Below are 20824 nucleotides of genomic sequence, written 5' to 3' on the forward strand. Positions count from 1 at the left end.
CTTTTCCTCCTTATAAACGGGGCAGCTCCTGCCGCCCCTTAATCTTAATTATCGAAAGGGAGTATCCTTTTTCTCCCTGTCGGGATTTCCGTGGTTCTGTTCGGCATTCTCCCTTGCTTTTTCGTTGCTCTTATCCTTTGCTTTCTCATACTCTGCAATAATCTCATTATAGAGCTTCTCCCTGAAATCCTTTGTGACCGGATAGCAGACATCCTGATAGATTGGCTTGCCATTCTCGTCCACCTGCTTTGTCTTATAAGAAGGCATTGACACAAAGATTTTTTCTTTGCCCTGAAGGATATTTACATTATTTACAATGAAGCTGTTTTCAAAGTAAATGCGGGCAAGTCCCTTGATATTACTGCCTTCCCTTTCATAAGGTGTTACCGTCACGGAAAACTCCGGCATTTCTTTTGTTTTTTCCTGTGTCTGTGTTTCTGCTTTCTCCGGCTCCCTGATTTTCGCATATGCCTCAAGGATATTGGTATAGAGTTCCTCACGAAACTCTGCCGTGATAGGATTGCAGACATCTTTATAAATCACGCTGTTGCTCTCATCACGCTCATTGGAACGGTATCTTGGCATTGATACAAAAAGCTCTCCCTTTTCCTTATTCTCAAGGATTGCGATATTGGTAATCTTAAATGAGTCACCAAATACCACGGTTGCAAAACCCTTGATGTTGCTGCCATCTTTTGCTCTTACTTCGTTTACTTTAATTGAATACTTCATACGCTGTTCCTCTCTTTCTTATACTTCTGAATTGTTGTTTTCCGGTATGATAAGCTCACACCAAAGCTGTTCTATCTGTTCACAAAACAATCTGCCATTTAACCAGTTGCCAAGTGTGACAGTCATTCCGTCCTGCTCATAATAGAGCCACTCCTGTGTTTCGATGTCCCCCTCATACACGATAGTCACATCAAAGTCAGGCATAAACAGTCCTGCTTCTGTATCCCATATACAGGCAACGCCCTGTCTGAGTGTCAGGTTCAGGCTTTCGACATACACAGACCAGCCGCTTACGACTATCTGAAAGTCATCATCAATCTCTGCAATATCGTCCGGTGTGTCGATTAACTCCTCCATTTCCGATACTGCTTCTTCTATCTCCCCAAGTCGGTATCTCTTATTCATCTGCCGCCTCCTTATATCTGCATCTGACAACAAAACGCATTGTTCCCTGTTCATAACAGGTAAAAAGAGTGAGTTCTTTTTCCATACCCTGCGTCTTTATGCTGTTGTCATAAGGATTTACCACATCTGTGCCTGTCACTTCATAGATATGTGTCTGCCCATTCTTATCCATAATGCTTACTTCATCGCCTATGGCAATCCGGTTTAATGGCGTAAAAAATGTGCCGTACCTGCTCCCGTTATGACCGCACAGCACACAGTTTCCAACCTCTCCTATTCCCGCTGTTTCCGGTATATGACCAATCCCTGCATTAAGGATTTCACTTCCTGTTCCTTCCATTACCGGGTATCTGATATCTATGCTCGGTATCTCAATGATACCGATGACACCGCCTTCTTTAAGAATGGCTTCCTCCTCTTTACTAATGGTGGTTTGCTCTTTCTCAACATCTGACCTTTCATCCTGCTTCTCCTCCAATGTCTGCTCAAATTCATTTATGAGCTGGTTCGTGTTTCTCTCTCCGGTTGTACGCCAGAAAAAAGGGACTGCCATAATGGCAATCCCTGCTGTAATCAGTAGTCCTGCGACCACTTTCCTTATGCTCATAGAACTTCACTCCTATCTTTTCCTGTCTCTGTCTGTCATATAAATTCCCTTATCCTCTGCAACAATGCCCGCATTTTCTATTCTGTCCTCAGACTTTTCTTCGTCCGGTCCGCCAAGATCTGCGTCCATAGCCTTTGCGTTCTCAAGGTCAAGCTGGGCATTTAATTCACACTGCCTTGCAAGTTTTTCTTCCAGTTCCGCACTGTGTGCAAACGGCTTATCATACTCTGCCTTTGAAGCCTCAAGGTCATTCTGGTACTGTTCAATCTTCTTTTCCAGAAAATCTACATTTTCGTGAAGTCCATTGAACAGATTCTCCAGCTTTACCATACTTCCCACCGGACTTGTGGAAAGCTCTGCCTTGTATTCCGTCTTTCCACGAAGCACCATATAGTTGATACTGAGGAAATTCTTTTCTACCAGAAGCTCAAAGCCGTGAAACTTACCGATTGAAGTGGTTTCGCCTGTCTTGCATTTGCTGATTGCCTCAAGCATTGTGGTTCCACCATCAACTCTTTCTGTATAAGTTGCATTTCCTATGGTAATGGCAAAGTCCGGATTATCAATCAGCTCCTTATCCCTTGCCTTTATATCTTCCCTGACATTGGCAAGTTTCTCTGTCGCAGTTTTGATAAGTTTCGGATACTTGATCATAAAGTTATCCTGCAATCCATACCTCTGATTATCATAAGACGCCTTTAAGAGCTTTAATCTCTGGACATCATTGTCAACCTCCATCTTTTCCTTGATTAAAGGGTTGCCTGTAGCAACCGCCTTAATTTCGGCGTAGGAAAGGGTTGCCTCATCAATGTCCTCACAGCTTCGGCTCACTGCCTTGCTTGTCATAACCTGACTGATGAAACGCTGCTTATTCTCCACAAGCGACCAGTTGTACGCATCAAAGGTTCCTTTTGTAACATATCTATAGATTGCCACCTCATCGTTTTCATTTCCCTGTCGGATACCTCTGCCCTCTCTCTGTTCAATGGAAGAAGGCTTCCACGGACAATCGACGTGGTGCATTGCAACAAGGTGTGTCTGTACATTAACTCCGGTTCCGCACTTGTCTGTCGAACCGATAAGGACTTTTTTCTTACCTGTCCTCATTTCCTTAAAAAGTGCGTCCCTCTGTGCATCTGTTTTTGCATCGTGGATAAATGCTATCTCCTCTGCAGGAATACCATACTTGATAAGTGACTCCTTCAGATAATCATAAATCGTAAAGTCCTTATCCGGTCCCGGTGTTCCGATATCCGAAAAAATAAGCTGACAGCCTATATGACCATCAGCATTTCCTTTTACATATTCTTTCCAGACATTTTCCGCTACCTTATTGAGCTTCCCGTCCGGATTGTTCGGTGCGTCCTTATCAATCAGTCTTGCGTCTGTTCCAAGAAGTCTTGCTTCGTGTGTAATCTTTAAGAAGTTGTCAACGCTTGGATCAACACCTCCGCCTCTTATCCTTTCTGCCCTTACCACAAAATCTTCCATTACCTGCTTCACATACCAGTCCGGCTCCGACTCCACGATGATAGGCTTGCCGCCACGAAGTGCTGGCACATCAAGGTCAAGCATATCCGCTGTCTGCACATCTGCTACCTCTCTAAAGATATTCATAAGCTCCGGCAGATTGGTAAATTTATTAAATCTGCTCTTGAAACGGAAACCACTGCCCTCAACTGTAAGCTCCAGTGCTGTTGTTACTTCTCCGAAGTTAGCCGCCCACGAGTCGAAATGATGAATTCCCATTTCCTCAAGTGCCGACTTCTGCAAATAAAGCTGCATAACATACATCTCACACATCGTGTTGCTTATCGGTGTTCCGGTAGCAAATACAATGCCCCTGCCATCATTTATCTCTGATAAATACTGGCATTTAAGCTGCATATCCGTTGACTTTTTAGCCCCCGAACTGCTGATTCCTGACACATTATTCATCTTTGAAAAAATGGCAAGGTTCTTAAAATTGTGTGCTTCGTCTACCATAATAGAGTCAACTCCCAGCTCCTCAAAGGTAATGAGGTCATCTTTTCTGCTCTCATCGGTCAGTGATTTAAGCTGTTCATCCAGCTTTTTCTTCTGGCTTTCCATCTGCTTTACTGTCCAGCGTTCCCCGTTTTTCTCCTTCATTTCATCAATCGCATAAGTGATTTCTTCTATCTGCTCATTTAGCATTCTCTCCTTTCTCTCCGGCGAGATTGGGATTTTCTCAAATTGCGAGTGTGACATAATAATACAGTCATAATCACCTGTCGCAATCCTTGATACAAACTGCTTTCTGCGGCTCTTTTCAAAATCACGCTCCGTTGCAACCAAGATATTTGCAGACGGATAAAGCCTTAAAAATTCACTTGCTGTCTGTCCGATAAGCGGCTTTGGCACTACCATAATTGTCTTATTGGCAAGACCAAGCCTTTTCTGTTCCATACACGCAGCCATCATTTCAAAGGACTTTCCGGCACCGACACAGTGTGCAAGCAGGGTATTTCCTCCCATAAGGATTCGTGCCACCGCATTTTTCTGGTGCGGCTTTAATTCAATTTCAGGGTTCATTCCCGGAAACTGCAAGTGGCTTCCGTCATACTCACGCAGGCGGATATTATTGAAGGTTTCATTATAATATTCCACATACTTCTGTCTGCGTTCCGGTTCTGCAAACAGCCATTCCTTGAACTTCTCCTTAATCATATTCTGCTTTTCTCTTGCAAGCATTGTCTCATTCTTATTGACTTCATAATGGTACTTGCCATCACCGTCATCAATTCTGTCCCTGATAGTGACCGTTTTTAAGTTCAGGGTTTCCTCAAAAATAGAATAAGCATCCATTCTGCTTGTACCATAGGTTTTCGTTGCCGCCACGGAATGTTTATCCATACTTTTATTTTCAATGAACCATTCCATACTCATTTTATTCAAGTGTACCTGAATACCGGAATTATAATACTCCGTTCTGATTGCCCTTGCCCTCTTTGGTGTATTAAGCAGCTCATAGATAAACTGCTCATAATCAAGCGGCTCAATCCAAGTTGTTCCAATTTTTACATCAATATCCGAGGCTTCAATCCATTCCGGCTGAACTTCCTCTAAGGCTGCGGCATTGGCGGCAAATCTTTCTGCCTGCGGATTGTCGGTATCCGCCGCCATTGCCTTTGCAACACGCAGCTTATCCCTTACATTACCCGACAGATATTCGTCTGCTGTCTCCCAGCCTGCGTCCGGGTTATTTTCATTGTAACGGTCAGGATTAAGGAAAATAATTCCATCGAGTTCCTTTATGAGAGTATCCCTGTCTGCTTCATAAATGGAGAGCATATAAGGGATATTTACATATCCAAACTCATTGACCGATACATTAAGAGCCTCTACCGCAGTTTCTACCCTGTCAACCACGGACTTTGCCTTAATCGTCTGCTTATAAAACATATCAGCCTTCTTCACCTCCCCGTCCTCATTTACTTCTTCAAGACTGCAAAGAAGCGGATAATCGCTGTCATCCCTGAACGCTGTACGGTTTGCTTTGGAAGTGATTGCTCCATACTTTCCAACGAATTTATCATATTTTACATTCAAAAGCTGCTGTTTATCTGCAAGCTCCTCATCACTACAGCCCTCCATCTGGATATCAATCAACTCTCTTGTTATCTGTCTGATTTCGTCAAGACTTCTGATTCTCTCCTCGGCAGTCTGTGATACTTCTTTTCTTACCATCTCGGAATTTTCCCTGTAATAGAGCTTTCCTTCAAAGAATGTGTAAGTATAATTTCTGACATCCGGATCAGCGGGAATGACTTCCTCTGTCTGCTCCTCATTGTCTGCCAGTATTTCAAAATCTGTCATCTGTGCTTTGATGTTACCGATTGCCTTATTGAGTGCTTCATACAGATTAAAGTTCTCATCATCATTCACGCAGACGGTATATCTGCTGTCCTGCCCGAACATTCTTGTATCATACTGCATTGTGCCGAGCATCATTTCCGGGTGCTCTGCAAAGTAGGAATTGACTGCTATGCCATCGTCTGTGACACCAAGATGTACCCAGTCCGGCTCTATATCAATTTTTCGCTCCCTTTTCTGTAAAAACAGGATATCCGCTGTCACTTCTGTTCCTGCATTATCCTTAAATGCAGTATTCGTAAGTCGGATTGCTCCCACAAGCTCTGCCCTCTCAGCCAGATACTTTCGGATAGTCGGATTGCTCTTATCCAGTGTTCCCTTTGTGGTAATCACCGCAACCATACCGCCCGGTCTTACCTGATCGAGTGCCTTTGCAAGAAAATAATCGTGAATACGGAAGTTGTACTTATTGTACTTTGGATCAAATATCTTATAATCTCCAAACGGCACATTTCCCACAACAACATCAAAGAAGTTATCCGGATATGTGGTGTTTTCAAATCCCGTAATGCTGATATTGGCATTCTGGTAAAGCTGTTTTGCAATCCTTCCCGATATGCTGTCCAGCTCCACTCCGTACAGCTTACTTTGCTGCATTGGTGCTGGCATACTTCCGAAGAAATTGCCGATACCCATAGAAGGCTCCAAGACATTTCCGCCTTTAAACCCAAACTGCACAAGTGCGGAGTTAATACACGTTGCAATCTCAGGTGAAGTATAAAAGGCATTATTTACAGTTGCTCTTGCCGCACTGTATTCCTCATCAGAAAGAAGCTCTTTCAGCTCTGCATACTCTTTGCTCCACGCTGCATTATTCTCATCAAATGCCTGTGACAAACCACCCCAGCCGACAAACTTTGATAAAACAGCCTGCTCCTCCTGTGTTGCAAGTCTGTTTTCTGCTTCAATCTGCTTTAGTGTACGGATTGCGTCAATGTTCCACTGGTATCTGGTCTTTGCACCGCCCTTTTCTGTTTCCCACAGGTTATAGTGGAAATTGATTTTAGGCTGTTTTTGTGGTTTTTCCTTTCCACTCTCACCTTCCACTGGCGGTAATACTTCCGGTACAGATGTTTCAGTGGCAGCCTCCTGTGGTTCGGTATCATTCTGTGAAATATCGGCTAATACTTTCTTATCATCAGAAATTATATGACCGTCTGCGTCAATCTTGGTATTCCAGCCATTTGCAATCGCACGTTCCCTGTTCTCAAGACGGTTTTGTCTTATACTGTCCTCAATATCAAAGAACCTGCGGTAAACAGGATTCATTGTTTCCCTGTCAATCTTATTTTTTATGGTCTGATAGATTGCTTTCTGATCCTCTCCACAGTAGAATGGCTGTTTTACCATATAGGATAAGATTTCATAGACATCACGCCACGATACGGTATCCTCTACTCTCTCTCCATTTCTGTTTTTATAGCTTACTTTCACATCTACACTGCTTAAAGTGTATTCGGTAAGCCCATACTGATTATTGCAGTATGCCTTTCGCTCACCCTCTACATTTCCCATAGCTATATCACTGATAAGCTCCAACTTATTCGGCATAAATGCAAAATCCGACTGCACCACATCCATAAGGAAAGCACGGAATGGTGTGTAGCAGCTACATTCCGACACAAGTATCTCTATGGCATCTCTCAAATCTTCATCCATTTCTGCCACACGCTTTGCATAATCAATCAGCTTGATATACTTTAACTCAGCCGCCTCCCTGTTTACGGCATAACTGTCAGGCTCATCAGGAATTGCATAATCATCAATCTCTGATTTTTCCTCCTGCGTATCAACTTCACTGTATTCTGCGTCAATGACTTCATCATCTTCACGAAGTCCGTCCATTGCAAGCTCATCAATACGAGGTCTTTCCGGCTGGTATTCCCCGGTAAGGATAAGCACACCGATTTCCTTTTCGACATTTTTCCACGAAACATATCCTTCTACTTCTCCATCTTCATCTTTCCATTGGATACGAAGTCCCGAACCGTGAAATGTGTCATACCCGTGCAAGCCCAGACCGTCAAGCGGCCAGCTTGCACCGCCCTGACCATACTCTGCCTTGATACGCTTTGCTCTGGTTCCTGCGTCTATCTCTGTCTGATAGATTTCACACACCCTGCCTTTTCCACCAACAAAGCCAGTTCCTCTCATAAGTATCTCTTTTACATACTCACTTGGTACACTCTCTGCTTTCTTTGGATTAAGGTAATTATATTTTCCGGCAAGGGCAGCCTTTTTGTCCTCCTCGAACTGACGCATAAATTCATTGTGTCTGGTTTCCTCCGGCTGCTTCACACCAAAACTTGCCTGCCCATTTTGGTCGAAAAAAAAGGAAGCCTGTGTATATTCGGCTTCCTTACTGACACCCAATGAGTTAATCTCATCAAGCTCTCTATTCAATTCTTCCTGTGTTTCTAATGAAACTTCATCACGATCTGGTGGAGCACTACTTCCTCCGCCTGCATCTTCGCCTGCTCTCTTATCTTCCACATCTCCATTGTCGATGACGGGTTCTGTGGCTTGTGCTTCATTAGATACTGTTCCTCCAACTGGTCGTAAAGCTGGTTTGCTTCCTTCTCTACTTTCGACATCTTCTCGTACATCTTCCCGAACCTCATCAGTGTCTTGTACCTTGCCGGTTCGTTCTCCAGAAGATACTTCATTGCCATTCTTCCGTATCTGCCCAGCTTCGTCAAGTCCTCTGTCTCGTCCGGCATTGTCAGCTCCGGATACAGCAGTCCGTCCACTTCCTTGTAATTCATCGCTTCTAACATATGATATTCTCCTTTCGCTCTCAATCGTTTTTAAATTCTTGCTAAATTCTCTAAGAACACTACAGGAGACATCGCATACAAGGGAACCAAGACGGTAAACTATCTCCTCATCTTTGATGTTTACAATCTGACTGAAATCCTGTTCTTGCACAGATAAGTCAAATCCACATCTCGTCCCTACAGCATACATAACACTGGAATATACCAACTGCTCCATATTGCTATCCTGCTGTAAGCCCTTGCGTTTTTCGTTGAATTCCTTTATCACACTACCTGATAGCTGCATAAGTTCGGACATTCTATCCCCGAACTCCTCTTTTATTATATTCCAAACATTTGTTCCTGTAAACTGTTTTAGCGTATTTTTTAATGATTCTACATCATCGCTGTCATACTGCTCCATCTGTCCTTCCGATACCAGAAAGTCTGCATAGCTTTTCAGGTTTTCCCCTTCCAAATCCCAAGTCAGCTTCACATTCTTTCCGCCCGTATCACTGATATCGAAAATATATCTCATACGGGGATTAAGTGCCCTTGAGGGGAAGATTGCACAGCCCTTTGCTCCACGCTTTACATATCTTCCCACTTTCTTCCAAGTGTCATAATCTGCCATAAGGGTACTTTTCTCCGGTGATCTCTGAGCTGTTACCATAACGATATTATCAAATTCATAGCGGTATAACTGACCTGCGACCTTTAGTACATCTTTCCAGTTCTTTTCAGAACGGGTGATGTTGCTGATTTCAGAATCATATATCGCTTTGACCTTCATATCAACGCCCATACTCTACACCTCCAATATTGCTTCTCTAATGTCTTTTCCGTCAATCTCATTACCAATGCTCACCCAGCCTTCACACCTCTCCCTTGCAAAAAGCTCTATTCTGGGAAGATTTCCACATAACTCAACAATACGCTCACGGATTTCATCCGGCTTTTTGCTGTGTGCCATTATTCTTGCGTCACATATCTGTGAAATGGAACGGGACACCCTTGACGGGTGCCCCTTTGTTCCAAGCAGACAGATTTCTGAATTGGACCGAGTCCAGTATCCAAGTCCCATAAACCAGCTATCTGCTTTTCTATTCTTTTTTACCCAGTTGAAACCGCACGTTTTATAGGTAAATCCCCAAGCCCTCATTACTTCAAGCCCCTCTCTTAACAAGGGAAATGTCACCCACAAAAACAAGATACAATCTTCTGCTGCGATGTCTGACACTTGAAGTGCTTTGATATCCTCCAAGTCCATACAGGAATAATGACAGTCTGCTGACTTCTTTAAGCTGCCACGCTTTGAATAGGTCTTAAACTGCCAGGGCGGATCGGCATATATGATATTATATTTCATTCCTGCGACCTCCCTATTCCAGTAATTCTGCAAACATTTCCTTAAAGAGCTTTGACTCCTCCCTGTCAAGCTCAATCATAAATTCTGCATCAACCGCCTGTCTCTCACACTTATCCTTTCCTTTTACAATCTTACGCATAATCCTTAAAAGCACATAACACTGCTTTGACTTTGCTATGCTCTGCTTAAAGGTAAGTCCATCGCTGTCAGATGACTGCTGTGTCTCATAGAGAATTCCATTGAGCTTTCTGTTTATTGCCTCCACTTTCTCATAAGGAATACGGACAGAGGATTTTACCTCTCCCGGTCTTTCCCATTCCTTATGAAGCTCTTTTAATAAAAATTCCATATTCTTAATTACTGCTGTCTGGTCATTTTTCATCGTGTCATTCCTCCGTTTTCCTTTAATGAAGATGGGAGCTGTTCTTCGCTGTATGGCGAAAAATCAACTCCCTTCATATCCTCTGAATCGAGGACTATCTTTTCTGAATAATACATATCCATTGCCTTATTTATGGCTTCGTCAAGCGACTCTGCCCTTACTGTCTCTACCCTTGAGAGAACTTCTTTTATCTCAATATCAAATTCTTTATCCATAACCCCTCCTGCATAAATTTTTTATCTGCTCTTTTCCTGCAATCTTTCTTTTTCCTTTTCAAAGCCTGCATCGTACTTTCCGTCATCAAGGCGGTCTAAAAAGGTATCCTCCTCCAGCGTCTTATATTCCGCATAGATATGGCTTAAAATTGCGTTCTGGATTTTATCCGGAATATCATCGTCCTTTGACAAAGCCTCAAGAAAATAATACTTTCTCTTGAGCATTGCCCTGTAATCATAAAGATTTTCCATTCTTTCCGGTGTTCCATACTCTGCTTTGTATGCCTTGAAGTTGGTCTGTGAAAGCGTGGAACCAAGATAAATCCCGTGTTCCCACGATACCCCTATCGTTGTGTTATCCTTTGTCGGCTTCTCACCCTTCGGGTATCTGTCATACTCTGTTGCACCAAGAGCAATTGTAAGAGAGCCGCTTTTCATATCCATTACCACAAGATTTCGTGGGGATAATGCTTCAAGCACCATATAATCGTGGTCATTGAAGTTATGAAAGGTCTGTCCTCTCTCAAATGTCCTATCTCTTTTTTCATAATGCAGGATAAAATCATCAATCCAGCCTTTATCCGTCATTCCGATTTCTTTCATTTTTGCAATGCACTCCGGCGAACTTGCCGCCTTATCAAAATGAAACTCCTGAAAATCGCTATAATATCCTTGCAGGAAGCGTCCAAGCTCCACATCATCACTACAGAACTTTGCAAAAACTGTAACATTCGCTGCCCTGTAATGCTCCGCAAAGCCTTCCCCTTGTGCAAGCGTTCTTCCAAGAAGCAGCATATGCTCTGCAAGCTCTGACATATCCTCAATGGAAACAAACTTCTTATAATCTTCCAGAGTCATAAGCATATTTTTTTCTGTTCCCTTATAATTTTCCGTTACAAGAATCATATCTTTTAAATCCATTCTTACCTCCTGTCCCAGAGAGGACTTATGTCCCCTCTGTTATTTATGGTCTGCCAATCACTACAATCTTTCCGACACTTGCCACATCACGATAAACAACACCGGAATTTTCATTTAAGGCTTCCACAACCTTACCGTCTCCCACATAAACCGCTACGTGGCTGATGTTTTTATATCTTCCGTTGCTTGTAAAGCTGTAGAAAATCAAATCACCCGGCTGCATTTCCTCATAGGATACGGTCTTTCCTGCTTCATCAAGTCCCTGTGCTTCTGCCGCTGCTGTGGTTGCTCCTCCGTGGCTGATATCCACTCCTGCGTCTTTCCACGAATAGTATGCAAGTGAACTGCAATCATAATAATTACCGCTGTCTCTCTTTTCCTGACTGTAAGGATAACCGACTCTGTGCAGTGCATATGAGCAGACTGTTTTTAATCTGCTGTCTGTGATTTTACTTAAAACAGCATTTATCTCCTCCTCTGTCATTGAACTTACTCCGGGACTTCCACCGCCTCCGCCGCTTCCTGCGTAGCCTAGCTGTCCCATAAATTCAGGACTCATAATCTGCTCAAGCATTTCTACCTGATCAGAATTAAAACCATAAACGGAAATCATATCCCTGTATGATTTGAGCGTGACATTTACATACAATACCGATTTTGTAACCGTGGTCACATTGCCGTCTGCGTCTGTTTCCTCCACATCTTTCGTTCCGCTGCTTGTAGTGTAGGAACACATATCATTTACTACCGCCTGCAACCAGCCCTTTGACTTATCATTCATAACGGTTGCGGTATCTCCGACACCATACTTAACCATATAGACCGCCATTATGTCATAGTAGTTACTTGGATTTTCGTCCATTCCCTCATAATCGACATACACCAGCTCTCCGAGTTCATATCCGGTATGCTCATTCACTTGGGTATTCACATCACGATTAAATTCCTGAACATAGGCACTTGTTACCGTCTGTACCGTATCCCCCGACTCCAGTGGCGGAAGAAATAATGCAAATGGTGAATTATAAAGAATTGCTATCGCAGCAATCACCGGAACTGCAACAACTGCCACCAAAAGAACGAGCAGTAAAAGCACAAGTCCGATAACCGGAGCTGCCGCCTTTACCCATAAAACAGCTTTTCTTACAATCAGGTCTTTTACCAGTTTTGCAACGCTGTCCGTCTGATTTTCCTGTGCCTTCATCTTATCCAGAAAGAATTTAATCTTCCTGCTCCTGTTTGCCATTTTCGCATCCTTTGCCTCAATGGATACGCCAGTGGCATAGCCTGCCGCAATACCGGCTGCTGTTCCGACTCCCGGTGCAACCGCTGTCCCTGCCGCTGTGGTTGCCGCCTTTGCCGTAGTTTTGGCAGCTACTTTTGCCGTGGTCTTTGCAGTCTCTTTGGCTGCTGTCTTAGCTGTATCACTGGCAGCTTTCTTTACTGTCTTTTTCGCCAGTTTCTTTCCTGCTTCTACCTTCTTGATACGCTTCTTGGCTTCGGCTGCCGCTTTCTTTCTGAAAAGTGACGCTCCCCTTGAAGCAGTTCCCGTAACCGGGCGGCTTGCTTCATAAGCAAGGTATGCTGCCTGTGATACTTCCTGCCCACCTTCCACCTGTTCCGTAACAGCTCCAGCCGCAAGTGCTCCCGTTCTTCCTGCTATATGAAGATTGGTATTCTTCGTTTTGATAGAAGTCTTGGACTCCCTTATATTCCGCTTGAATTTAGAAAGTCCCTTCTCCTTTTTCTCTGCCTGATGAACGGTACTCTTTCGGTAAATCTTCTTTTTATCCGTATTATCATTTACCTTTGCACTGGCAATCTTCGGACCACGCTGTACGGTGTAAATGTTACTGCCCTTAATCTTGGCTTTCTTCGGTTCGTGGGAGTGAATCTTTGCTTTCTCCTTCGTGTGAATGACCATAGGCTTGTCATCCACTTTCTTTATCTTCAAAGTCCTCACCTTCTTTCTGTATCCTTAAAAAAGGGTAAAAAAATAGCCATTCGGAACTTAATCCAAATGGCTTACACATTATTTTATATTATCTTGTCTTATTGACTACCTTTCCATTTTCCACCTTAGCAGAAATGATTTCCTTGTTATCATCAAGTGTAATAATGTCTTTTCCCTCAAGCTGTTTCAGCATATCGCCTTCCTCATAACCGGATTGATTGCCATACTGCTCAAACTCATCGCTATTGTAACTTTTCCTCTGATATACAGCTTCCTTCATTTCCTATCACCTCATTTCCTTTTGAAAATAACACACGAAACCATAAAATGCAATTCTAATCAGCAAATTTTGCCTCCCTTTTCTTCTGCTCCGCAATCTTTTCGTGGATATTGGTGTTATACAGTCTGTAAAGGTCGGTATCCTTACTGATCTGGTTATCAAACGGAATTACCACGGAGCCACACTTGATAAGTCCCATTCCCGACGCAGTATTGGTTACGAAACGAAGCTGTGCCTCTGATACACCGATAACCTCTGCCATCTTGGAACTGTCTGTATTCGCCTGCTTTAAGAGTGCAACAAACTCTGAATTTGCAAGCATTGTAGTGGCTGTGTAATTCTGTAAAAGGTCCACGACATTCTGGGTGATACCCGTACATAATCCGCCCTGTTTCCTCACTTTTTTCCAGAGCTGCTGTAAATATTTCGCAGAATACTCTGAATTAAGCAGAACGTGGAACTCATCAATATAGAGCCAAGTTGCCTTGCCCTTCTGTCCGTTTTCTACAATTCTGTTCTGAATGGACTCCATCATAACAAGCATTGTGATAGGACTGAGTTCTGTACCCAAATCCCTGATACCATATACTGTAAATCGGTTATCTACATCAACATTTGTCTGATGATTAAAGATATTAAGAGAACCATTTACAAAAAGCTCCAAAGACAATGCAATATCCTTTGCTTCCTCCTCCGGCTGTTCCATAAGGATATCATAGAAATCGCTCATTACCGGGACATACTTTTCCCTGCTCCTTGCGATGTCGATATACAGCTTTCTCACACAGCGGTCAATGATTGACTTCTGTCTGGAATTTAAGCTGTCTCCGATACACTGCTCACAAAGACCAAGCATAAACTCACCTTTTTCCCTTACCATTCCCTTTGAATCATTCGGATCAAGGCTCCACACGTCCATTTCCAGCGGATTTACATAATTGTCCGTGTATGTGGACATATTTACCACGGTTCCGCCATAAGTCTGTGCAATATCAAAATATTCATTCATCGGATCGATAACAATAATCTCATCATCTCCCGACAAGAATACGCTGCCCATTTCCATTTTACAGAAGAACGATTTACCGGAACCCGGTACTCCGAATACGAAGCCATTTCCGTTAATCAGTTTCTTTCTGTTGCCGATATTTACATTCTTGCTAATCTGATTGATACCATAATAGTTTCCTGTGCTGTCATTAAGTTCCTGAACATTGAATGGCATAAGCACTGCAAGCGACTGGGTAAGAAGGGTACGCATTGTTTCCACCTGTCTTACGCCAATCGGAAGTGCCGTATTAAGTGCTTCCCTCTGCTTTAAGTAGTGGGTATCAATCGTGCAGCTATTTCGCTTTCCGATTGTTTCCACTGTTTCGCAGACACTCTCAAGCTCCTTCTTACTCTCTGCCATAAGAATAATGGTGACTCCCACAAAGAAAAGACACTGGTCATTCTCACGGACATCGTCCATAATCGCCTCAATCTCTTTTTTCTCCGTTCTCTTTGCATAAGAGATTTCTGTGGAGAAGTCATTATTCTTATTACGGACTCTCTGCTGCTTGATGATATCCGACTCAATGCCAAGATATTTCTTCTGCAACACCTTTGTAGTCAAATCCTTTGGCACAGGCACTACATCAATACTGGTAATGGAGTGGACAGGAAGGGAAGTAATCTCATTGATAAATCTGTCAGATAAACTGCTGGGATACTTTTTGATAAAAAGTGCCTTGCAGTATTTACTCTCGTCCTCAAAATGGTCTGGGAAATATTTCACCATACCATTACATAAATCATTCTTAAAATCAGCTCCGACCTTCTTAGCTGCTTTGATGTCAAAATCAAAACTGCCCTCATCACCAAGATGATAATAGTCATAGAGCACTTTCAGTCTTTCATTGCCGTTAAGCGGCACAATCTCTGCACCCAGCTCAATGAAAGCCTTGTGTATCGTTGCCTCAAGTGTGGCAAATTGTGCCTTTGCCTCCTCGAAGTTCTTTCTCTCAATCGTGATCGTCAGGTATCTTTCCTGTTCAATCCCCTGTCTGCCCTCAATAATCTTCTCCTCAATAATCTCATTGTAGATTCTGCGGTAATTATTGAAGCCATCATTTCTTTCTGCAATAAGAACCTTGTCACGGAGTTCTTCCATATTCTTGTTCTTATTGTTAATCGTAATCTTATAATTACAGTCCAGCGAATTTAAGAACCTGCAGTATCTTTCAAATATGCCAATCTGCTCGTCCTCTGTTGCTGTTGTGTAATTGATGTCCTGAAAGCGGTAACACTTGGAATACTTATTCCTGCTTACTTCAAAAATACCGTTTTCAGCCACCGCCATAATCTCTATGGTTTCCTGAATGGATTTCGGTGTCTTGTACAAAGGCTCACTTGCTTTTTTCAAGAGCTTAAATCCGTCTGTAAATAAACCCATTGTCTCTAACCTCGCTTTCTTATCTGTGAAAGCCCGCCGGGAACATCACCCAACGGGCTTGTTCCCGACCTTACGGTCAGATACATTATTTTATTGCTAGTGCATTGCCTTATAAGCAGCCGCACCCGCTATAACCAGCACAAACACGGCTGCAAGTCCAAGCAGCATATTTCTGGTCTTTTTCTTCATTTCTTCAAATTTCTCCTGCTTCTTTACTGCCGACTCAGATGTTGTAATCTCTGTTTCAGCCTTTTTGCCTTTCTTCTTTACCTGTCCTGTCTGTCCCTGCTCAAACTCCTTAACTGCCAACTCTCCCTCTGTTGATACATAGGTGAGTGTCCTGTTCCCAAACATAAAGTGCAGCTTCTTTCCCATATACTCATAGAAATTCATTCCATTAAAAGAATAAAATCCTCCAAGTGCTATCGGGGCTACACAGGGAATTGCCACATAAGCAGAACCAGTAAGACCAATATACTTATAAAGAAGTAATACAATACCGCCACCAACGATTACGCTGGCAATAGAAAATATGAGCTGTTTTGCCGTAAGTCCCATTGCCACCGATTCCTGATAACGGTCAATGTCTTTGTTTATTTCAATAACCACTGTCCTCTGCCTCCTATCTTGATAATTCCTTTGTCTCCGATTTTCTTTCCATACCGATATTTGCCTCATACATTTCCATTCCGTCCGGACACAGTTCTCTCAGCTTATCGACATTGAACATATAAAGAGGATATTCACAATAACCACTCCTCTGTGTAAATCCTGTAAACTCCCCAAGCTCATTGTCTGTGATAAACTGCTCAATATCCGGCATATCATTTACATTCAGATACCCGCAGTAATCCGGTGCTTCAAAAGATAAATTCACGGTCACATCACCGAATGGCTCATCATAGCCATCTTCCCTGCACATAAGACCGATATACATTGACTTGTTATTCATATACTGCTGAATATCGAGAGTTACCTGTGTCTCCCCGGTTAAACTGGAATTATAAGTTACCGCTTTCTTTTCGTTATCCATAAATGCCTCCTTCTACAATCCAAATGCCTTGCTTGTAAGTGTCTGTGCTCCCTTCACGCTTCCAACCGTCATCGCTATGGTAAATGTCATTTCACACAGATAAATAAGTGTCTGTGCCCAGTCTGCATAACTTCCCGTAAAGGACGGAAGCCCTGCATTGATAAATGCGTTGCAAACCACAATCGCCAGTGCCATTGTTACCGCTTCAAACACACAGGATAAGAAATACTTACAGTAGGTTGACATCGTATGACTTACCATTCTATTTCCTGCCATTGTGGAACAGGCGATTGCTCCAAGCGGAACGATGATCAGTATTTTTAAAAATCTGAAATACACGGTGTAAATGATAAAGAAACCACAGATAATAATGATGATTGCGAGCAATGCCGTAAGTATCAGCATTACAAGGCTTTCTCCAAATCCAAGTTCCTTGATGACATCTGCCTGTGTACTGTCTATGGCAAGCTGCGTTGTCGTTCCTGCCGAAATAAGTCCTACCAGATTTCCTATGGAAGTAAAAAATGCTTTCATAATCGTGACATTATTTGCAACGAACCACTCTGCAAGCCCTAATCGGATAAGCATACGAAGGATTGATTCAAACCTCATCTCCTCTTTCACATCTATGCTTTCCGAACAGAAACCGATAACAAAGAACAGCACCACAAGGGAAGAACCGACTGCTACAAAGACCGGCTCTATTCCCTCAATGACTGCCCACGGACCACCGCCCTTAAAACTAACGGGCGATTGTCCAAGCATTGCAAAAACCAACGATATCTGGTTATTCCAAAAGCCAAACACCGCTTCAAGGAGAGCAAGTATTTTGTCTCCCAGCTTAAAAATATCCATACCTGTTATTCACCTCTCTCCTGCAGTAGTGCTCCAACTGCCTCTCTGATATCCCTTCCGTCAATCTCATTTCCGAGACAATCCCAGCCTTCACTTTTTTCTCTTGCAAATAGCTCTATTCGTGGCAAATCTCCGCAGAGTTCAACAATCCTGTTTCTTATTTCATCCGGCTTTTTACTATGCTGCATACGATGTGCAATACATAACTGCCTTACATTCGGTGATACCCTGTGAGGATGCCCTTTAGTCGCTAGCAGACAGATTTCTGAACAACTCCTTGTCCAGAATCCAAGTCCGACAAAGAACGAGTCTGACTTGGGATTTTGTTTTATCCAGTTAAAAGCACAGGTCTTATACTTAAATCCCCAGCTTTCAATAACCGAAAGACCTTCCTTAAGCTTCGGAAAAGTTACCCATAAAAACAGCACCGCATCATCCGCCGCTATCTCATTTACCGGAATACTCTCTATTTCAGCAAGGGACATCGTCTGATATATGTCTGCGGCAACCCCTTCTCCTTTCTGCCTGTCATATTTCCACGGAGGATCGGCATAGATAATGTTGTATCTTTTCTCCATCCAATCCACTCCCTTCTAAAAACCGAGGAATGTCAAAACAGTAGAAATACCTGCCATAATAACGCCTGCTACAACACCCTTTAATGCAGAGTTCATAGTAGAAGAATCCTGCTGCTGATATGCCTGTGCAAATTCCATTACATTCTTTGCAAGGATAATGACACCGACTGCACCGATAACTGCAATCACAAGTGTTTTTAAGTTCTCAAGCGGCTGTGTTACTGCCGAAGTATCGCCTGCCGCAAAACAGGTAGTGCTCATAAGCATTACCCCCATAACTGCTCCGGACAATGCCGGAACAAACTTTTTCTTAAAGTGAAGTAATCTTTTCTTCATACCCTTCTCCTCCATCTGATTATTGTTGGTTGTCATAATAATCTGTTCTTTTCTCATATTGGTTGTCTCCTTTTCGATAAAAAAAAAGCCAGCAGGGACAATCCCTAACTGGCTGTTAAAAGTTACTCTATCTAATCAGGCATAGCCTGTTGTAATGATAAAACCGGGCTTTCCCCGATATGTTTTGCTGTGACCACCTCCTTTCAAGGCACAAAAAAAGCACCTTAACCATAATTGGCTAAAGTGCTTTTATGTAACTATATCTTAATTAAACGAAACTTATCAACTATTCGCAATCTGGAATATCTGGTAACCTATTTAATATCCATTCTAATAAATAACACCAAAATCTTGTTGCATATTGCAAATCGCTCCAAGTACCTATCGTTCGACTTTCAAATGAATGAATTCCATTTCTATTTGATTGAATTATTCTTAAATATTGTATTTCATCTTCATCTAATAGTTCTTGTGCTATATAAAATTGTATGATTTCGTCAAGCATAACTCTTTGTACAGGATGTTCAACACAATGTCTTTTTATATTATCTTTAATCGCTTCTTTCAAAGATTTTCCCTGATTACTTTCTATAACTCCATCTTCAACTAACTGTGAAATCGTAACATTAATCCTTTCCTTTACTGTCGCTGCTGGGAAATCTACCCACTGTTGCCATTGAGTTTTTTTATAATCCTCAATATAGAAAGCAAGAAACATTTGCAATACAGTTTCCGTTAAAGAACCTAGTATTATCCAACTTGTTAATTTTGATGCATTTTGAATATTATTTTCTGCATCTTCGGTTTGATAATAATATCCATCTTTTATTTGACTTGCCAGTTGATCTGCTAATAAACATAACCGCTGCAAACTTTCTTTTGAAATCAAATCTACAGCTTCTTTTATTGGTGAAAATGACACGGTTTCAAGCATAACATCTGCAAAATTATTACTTACAATTCTAACTTTTTCAGCTAAATCTTCCCAACCATAATCCATTTCTCCATCCCAAATTTCTTCTTTCATTTTATTTCTTCCTATTTTTATGATTTTAAACATCTAAACTTCGAGTTTTATTATTTTTAGTTAAACAACTTTTTATGTCGCGCATATACATATCAATTTATATCAGCAAGAAACCTGAGTTCTTTTACTATATTTTTGAATTCTTCATATTTTTCAAAAAAGTCTTTTAACATTTTTTGATAATCTTCATTATTTAAATCTGTATTTTGGTAATAAGAAACTCTACTTACCAAAACTTCTGTAAATGTTTCATCTGTCAACTCTGTAAATGTATTAGGAATGGTTGTATAATCTAATACATGATTACTAATAAATTTATTAGCTATTAAAACGAAATTCTCCAATGCATCATCTAACTTCCAATTAATGAATATATGTTCTTGATGATTAAAATAGTCTATTATTGGTTCCATAAAACTTGTAAAAATATTAGTTGTTAAATAGTCAAACCCAAATTGTGTACTATATTTTTTCATCTGCTCAACAGAACGGATTATATCCATCGCCCGCTGGTAATCTGAATTATATGAAAGTTGACAAACTTTTAGATGAGAAAGTCTTTTCTGTTCAAGGTTTTTCAAAATTATTTCTTCAGCTATAATAAATGTTGTCTCTTTTAATCGGTTCATCAATTCTACATCTGTTTTAAAATAATAAAAAGAAACTTGATCTGCTAACAATTCCTTTATAAGTTTATTATCTTGTGATTTACTTGGCTTTAAGTAAACATGAATAGGAATTCTATTCTCTTTGGCAATTCTATATTCTTCATGTGTTCCTGATATTCCCCAATCTGTTTCCGTTCCATAATTATCTTTCATTATTAAAATCACAAAATCTGCTTCTAGTATATCTTTACGATATGTCATTGGTTTTGTAGATGGCGTAAGATTACTTTCATATAAAAGAGGTTCTGCTCCCAATTCAATAAAATGTTTTTTAATACTATCCCTCACTTTTTTATTATCACTAAAAGTGGAACTTATAAATATACGAGGTTTAAATGCCATATCCCTGTTCTTCCTTTCCTACTTTTCAAATTATAC

18 protein-coding genes are annotated in these 20824 nt (G+C 41.6%); all 18 read right to left on the reverse strand.

The window, feature by feature from the left end:
• Positions 1–48: 48 nt before the first annotated feature.
• On the reverse strand, positions 49–732 hold the full coding sequence (locus C7390_RS01365) for a SpoVG family protein (RefSeq protein ID WP_116443455.1): 684 nt from the start codon (positions 730–732) through the stop codon (positions 49–51).
• Positions 733–750: 18 nt separating this feature from the next.
• Complete coding sequence (locus tag C7390_RS01370; RefSeq protein ID WP_116443456.1) at positions 751–1137, reverse strand: hypothetical protein; 387 nt, start codon at positions 1135–1137, stop codon at positions 751–753.
• The gene (locus C7390_RS01375; protein WP_116443457.1) at positions 1130–1744 is read right to left on the reverse strand and encodes a class D sortase; all 615 of its coding nucleotides are present in this window, start codon (positions 1742–1744) and stop codon (positions 1130–1132) included. Before C7390_RS01375 ends, C7390_RS01370 begins: the two co-directional genes overlap by 8 nt.
• A 12-nt stretch (positions 1745–1756) precedes the next feature.
• Positions 1757–9199, reverse strand: coding sequence for a helicase-related protein (locus C7390_RS01380; protein ID WP_116443458.1), 7443 nt, complete (start codon positions 9197–9199; stop codon positions 1757–1759).
• Between the two features lie 3 nt (positions 9200–9202).
• On the reverse strand, positions 9203–9763 hold the full coding sequence (locus C7390_RS01385) for an MT-A70 family methyltransferase (RefSeq protein WP_116443459.1): 561 nt from the start codon (positions 9761–9763) through the stop codon (positions 9203–9205).
• A 13-nt stretch (positions 9764–9776) separates the two neighbouring features.
• Complete coding sequence (locus C7390_RS01390; protein WP_116443460.1) at positions 9777–10145, reverse strand: hypothetical protein; 369 nt, start codon at positions 10143–10145, stop codon at positions 9777–9779.
• The gene (locus tag C7390_RS01395) at positions 10142–10360 is read right to left on the reverse strand and encodes a DpnD/PcfM family protein (RefSeq protein WP_116443461.1); all 219 of its coding nucleotides are present in this window, start codon (positions 10358–10360) and stop codon (positions 10142–10144) included. Before C7390_RS01395 ends, C7390_RS01390 begins: the two co-directional genes overlap by 4 nt.
• Before the next feature lie 21 nt (positions 10361–10381).
• Positions 10382–11281 (reverse strand): hypothetical protein, encoded by a 900-nt coding sequence (locus tag C7390_RS01400; RefSeq protein WP_116443462.1) that lies wholly within the window; start codon positions 11279–11281, stop codon positions 10382–10384.
• Positions 11282–11324: 43 nt separating this feature from the next.
• Positions 11325–13235 (reverse strand): C40 family peptidase, encoded by a 1911-nt coding sequence (locus C7390_RS01405; RefSeq protein WP_318295469.1) that lies wholly within the window; start codon positions 13233–13235, stop codon positions 11325–11327.
• Between the two features lie 88 nt (positions 13236–13323).
• Positions 13324–13515 (reverse strand): hypothetical protein, encoded by a 192-nt coding sequence (locus C7390_RS01410; protein WP_116443463.1) that lies wholly within the window; start codon positions 13513–13515, stop codon positions 13324–13326.
• 55 nt (positions 13516–13570) lie between these two features.
• Positions 13571–15949 carry a VirB4-like conjugal transfer ATPase, CD1110 family gene (locus C7390_RS01415; protein WP_116443464.1) on the reverse strand — a complete coding sequence of 793 codons (2379 nt, stop codon included), beginning with the start codon at positions 15947–15949 and terminating at the stop codon, positions 13571–13573.
• 96 nt (positions 15950–16045) lie between these two features.
• Positions 16046–16558, reverse strand: coding sequence for a PrgI family protein (locus tag C7390_RS01420; protein ID WP_116443465.1), 513 nt, complete (start codon positions 16556–16558; stop codon positions 16046–16048).
• Positions 16559–16571: 13 nt separating this feature from the next.
• Positions 16572–16982 (reverse strand): DUF4313 domain-containing protein, encoded by a 411-nt coding sequence (locus C7390_RS01425; RefSeq protein WP_116443466.1) that lies wholly within the window; start codon positions 16980–16982, stop codon positions 16572–16574.
• A 12-nt stretch (positions 16983–16994) separates the two neighbouring features.
• A complete protein-coding gene (locus C7390_RS01430; RefSeq protein WP_116443467.1) occupies positions 16995–17837 on the reverse strand; it encodes a hypothetical protein in 843 nt (280 codons plus the stop codon).
• 5 nt (positions 17838–17842) lie between these two features.
• A complete protein-coding gene (locus C7390_RS01435; protein WP_116443468.1) occupies positions 17843–18415 on the reverse strand; it encodes an MT-A70 family methyltransferase in 573 nt (190 codons plus the stop codon).
• Positions 18416–18430: 15 nt separating this feature from the next.
• Entirely contained in the window at positions 18431–18808 is a 378-nt protein-coding gene (locus tag C7390_RS01440) for an electron transporter RnfA (protein ID WP_116443469.1), read from the reverse strand.
• 229 nt (positions 18809–19037) lie between these two features.
• Positions 19038–19778, reverse strand: coding sequence for a hypothetical protein (locus C7390_RS01445; RefSeq protein ID WP_116443470.1), 741 nt, complete (start codon positions 19776–19778; stop codon positions 19038–19040).
• A gap of 92 nt (positions 19779–19870) precedes the next feature.
• Positions 19871–20788 (reverse strand): DUF4062 domain-containing protein, encoded by a 918-nt coding sequence (locus tag C7390_RS01450; RefSeq protein WP_116443471.1) that lies wholly within the window; start codon positions 20786–20788, stop codon positions 19871–19873.
• Between the last annotated feature and the right edge of the window lie 36 nt (positions 20789–20824).

The sequence above is a fragment of the Bacteroides galacturonicus genome (genome assembly GCF_003096855.1).
Taxonomy (GTDB): Bacteria; Bacillota; Clostridia; order Lachnospirales; family Lachnospiraceae; genus Lachnospira; species Lachnospira rogosae.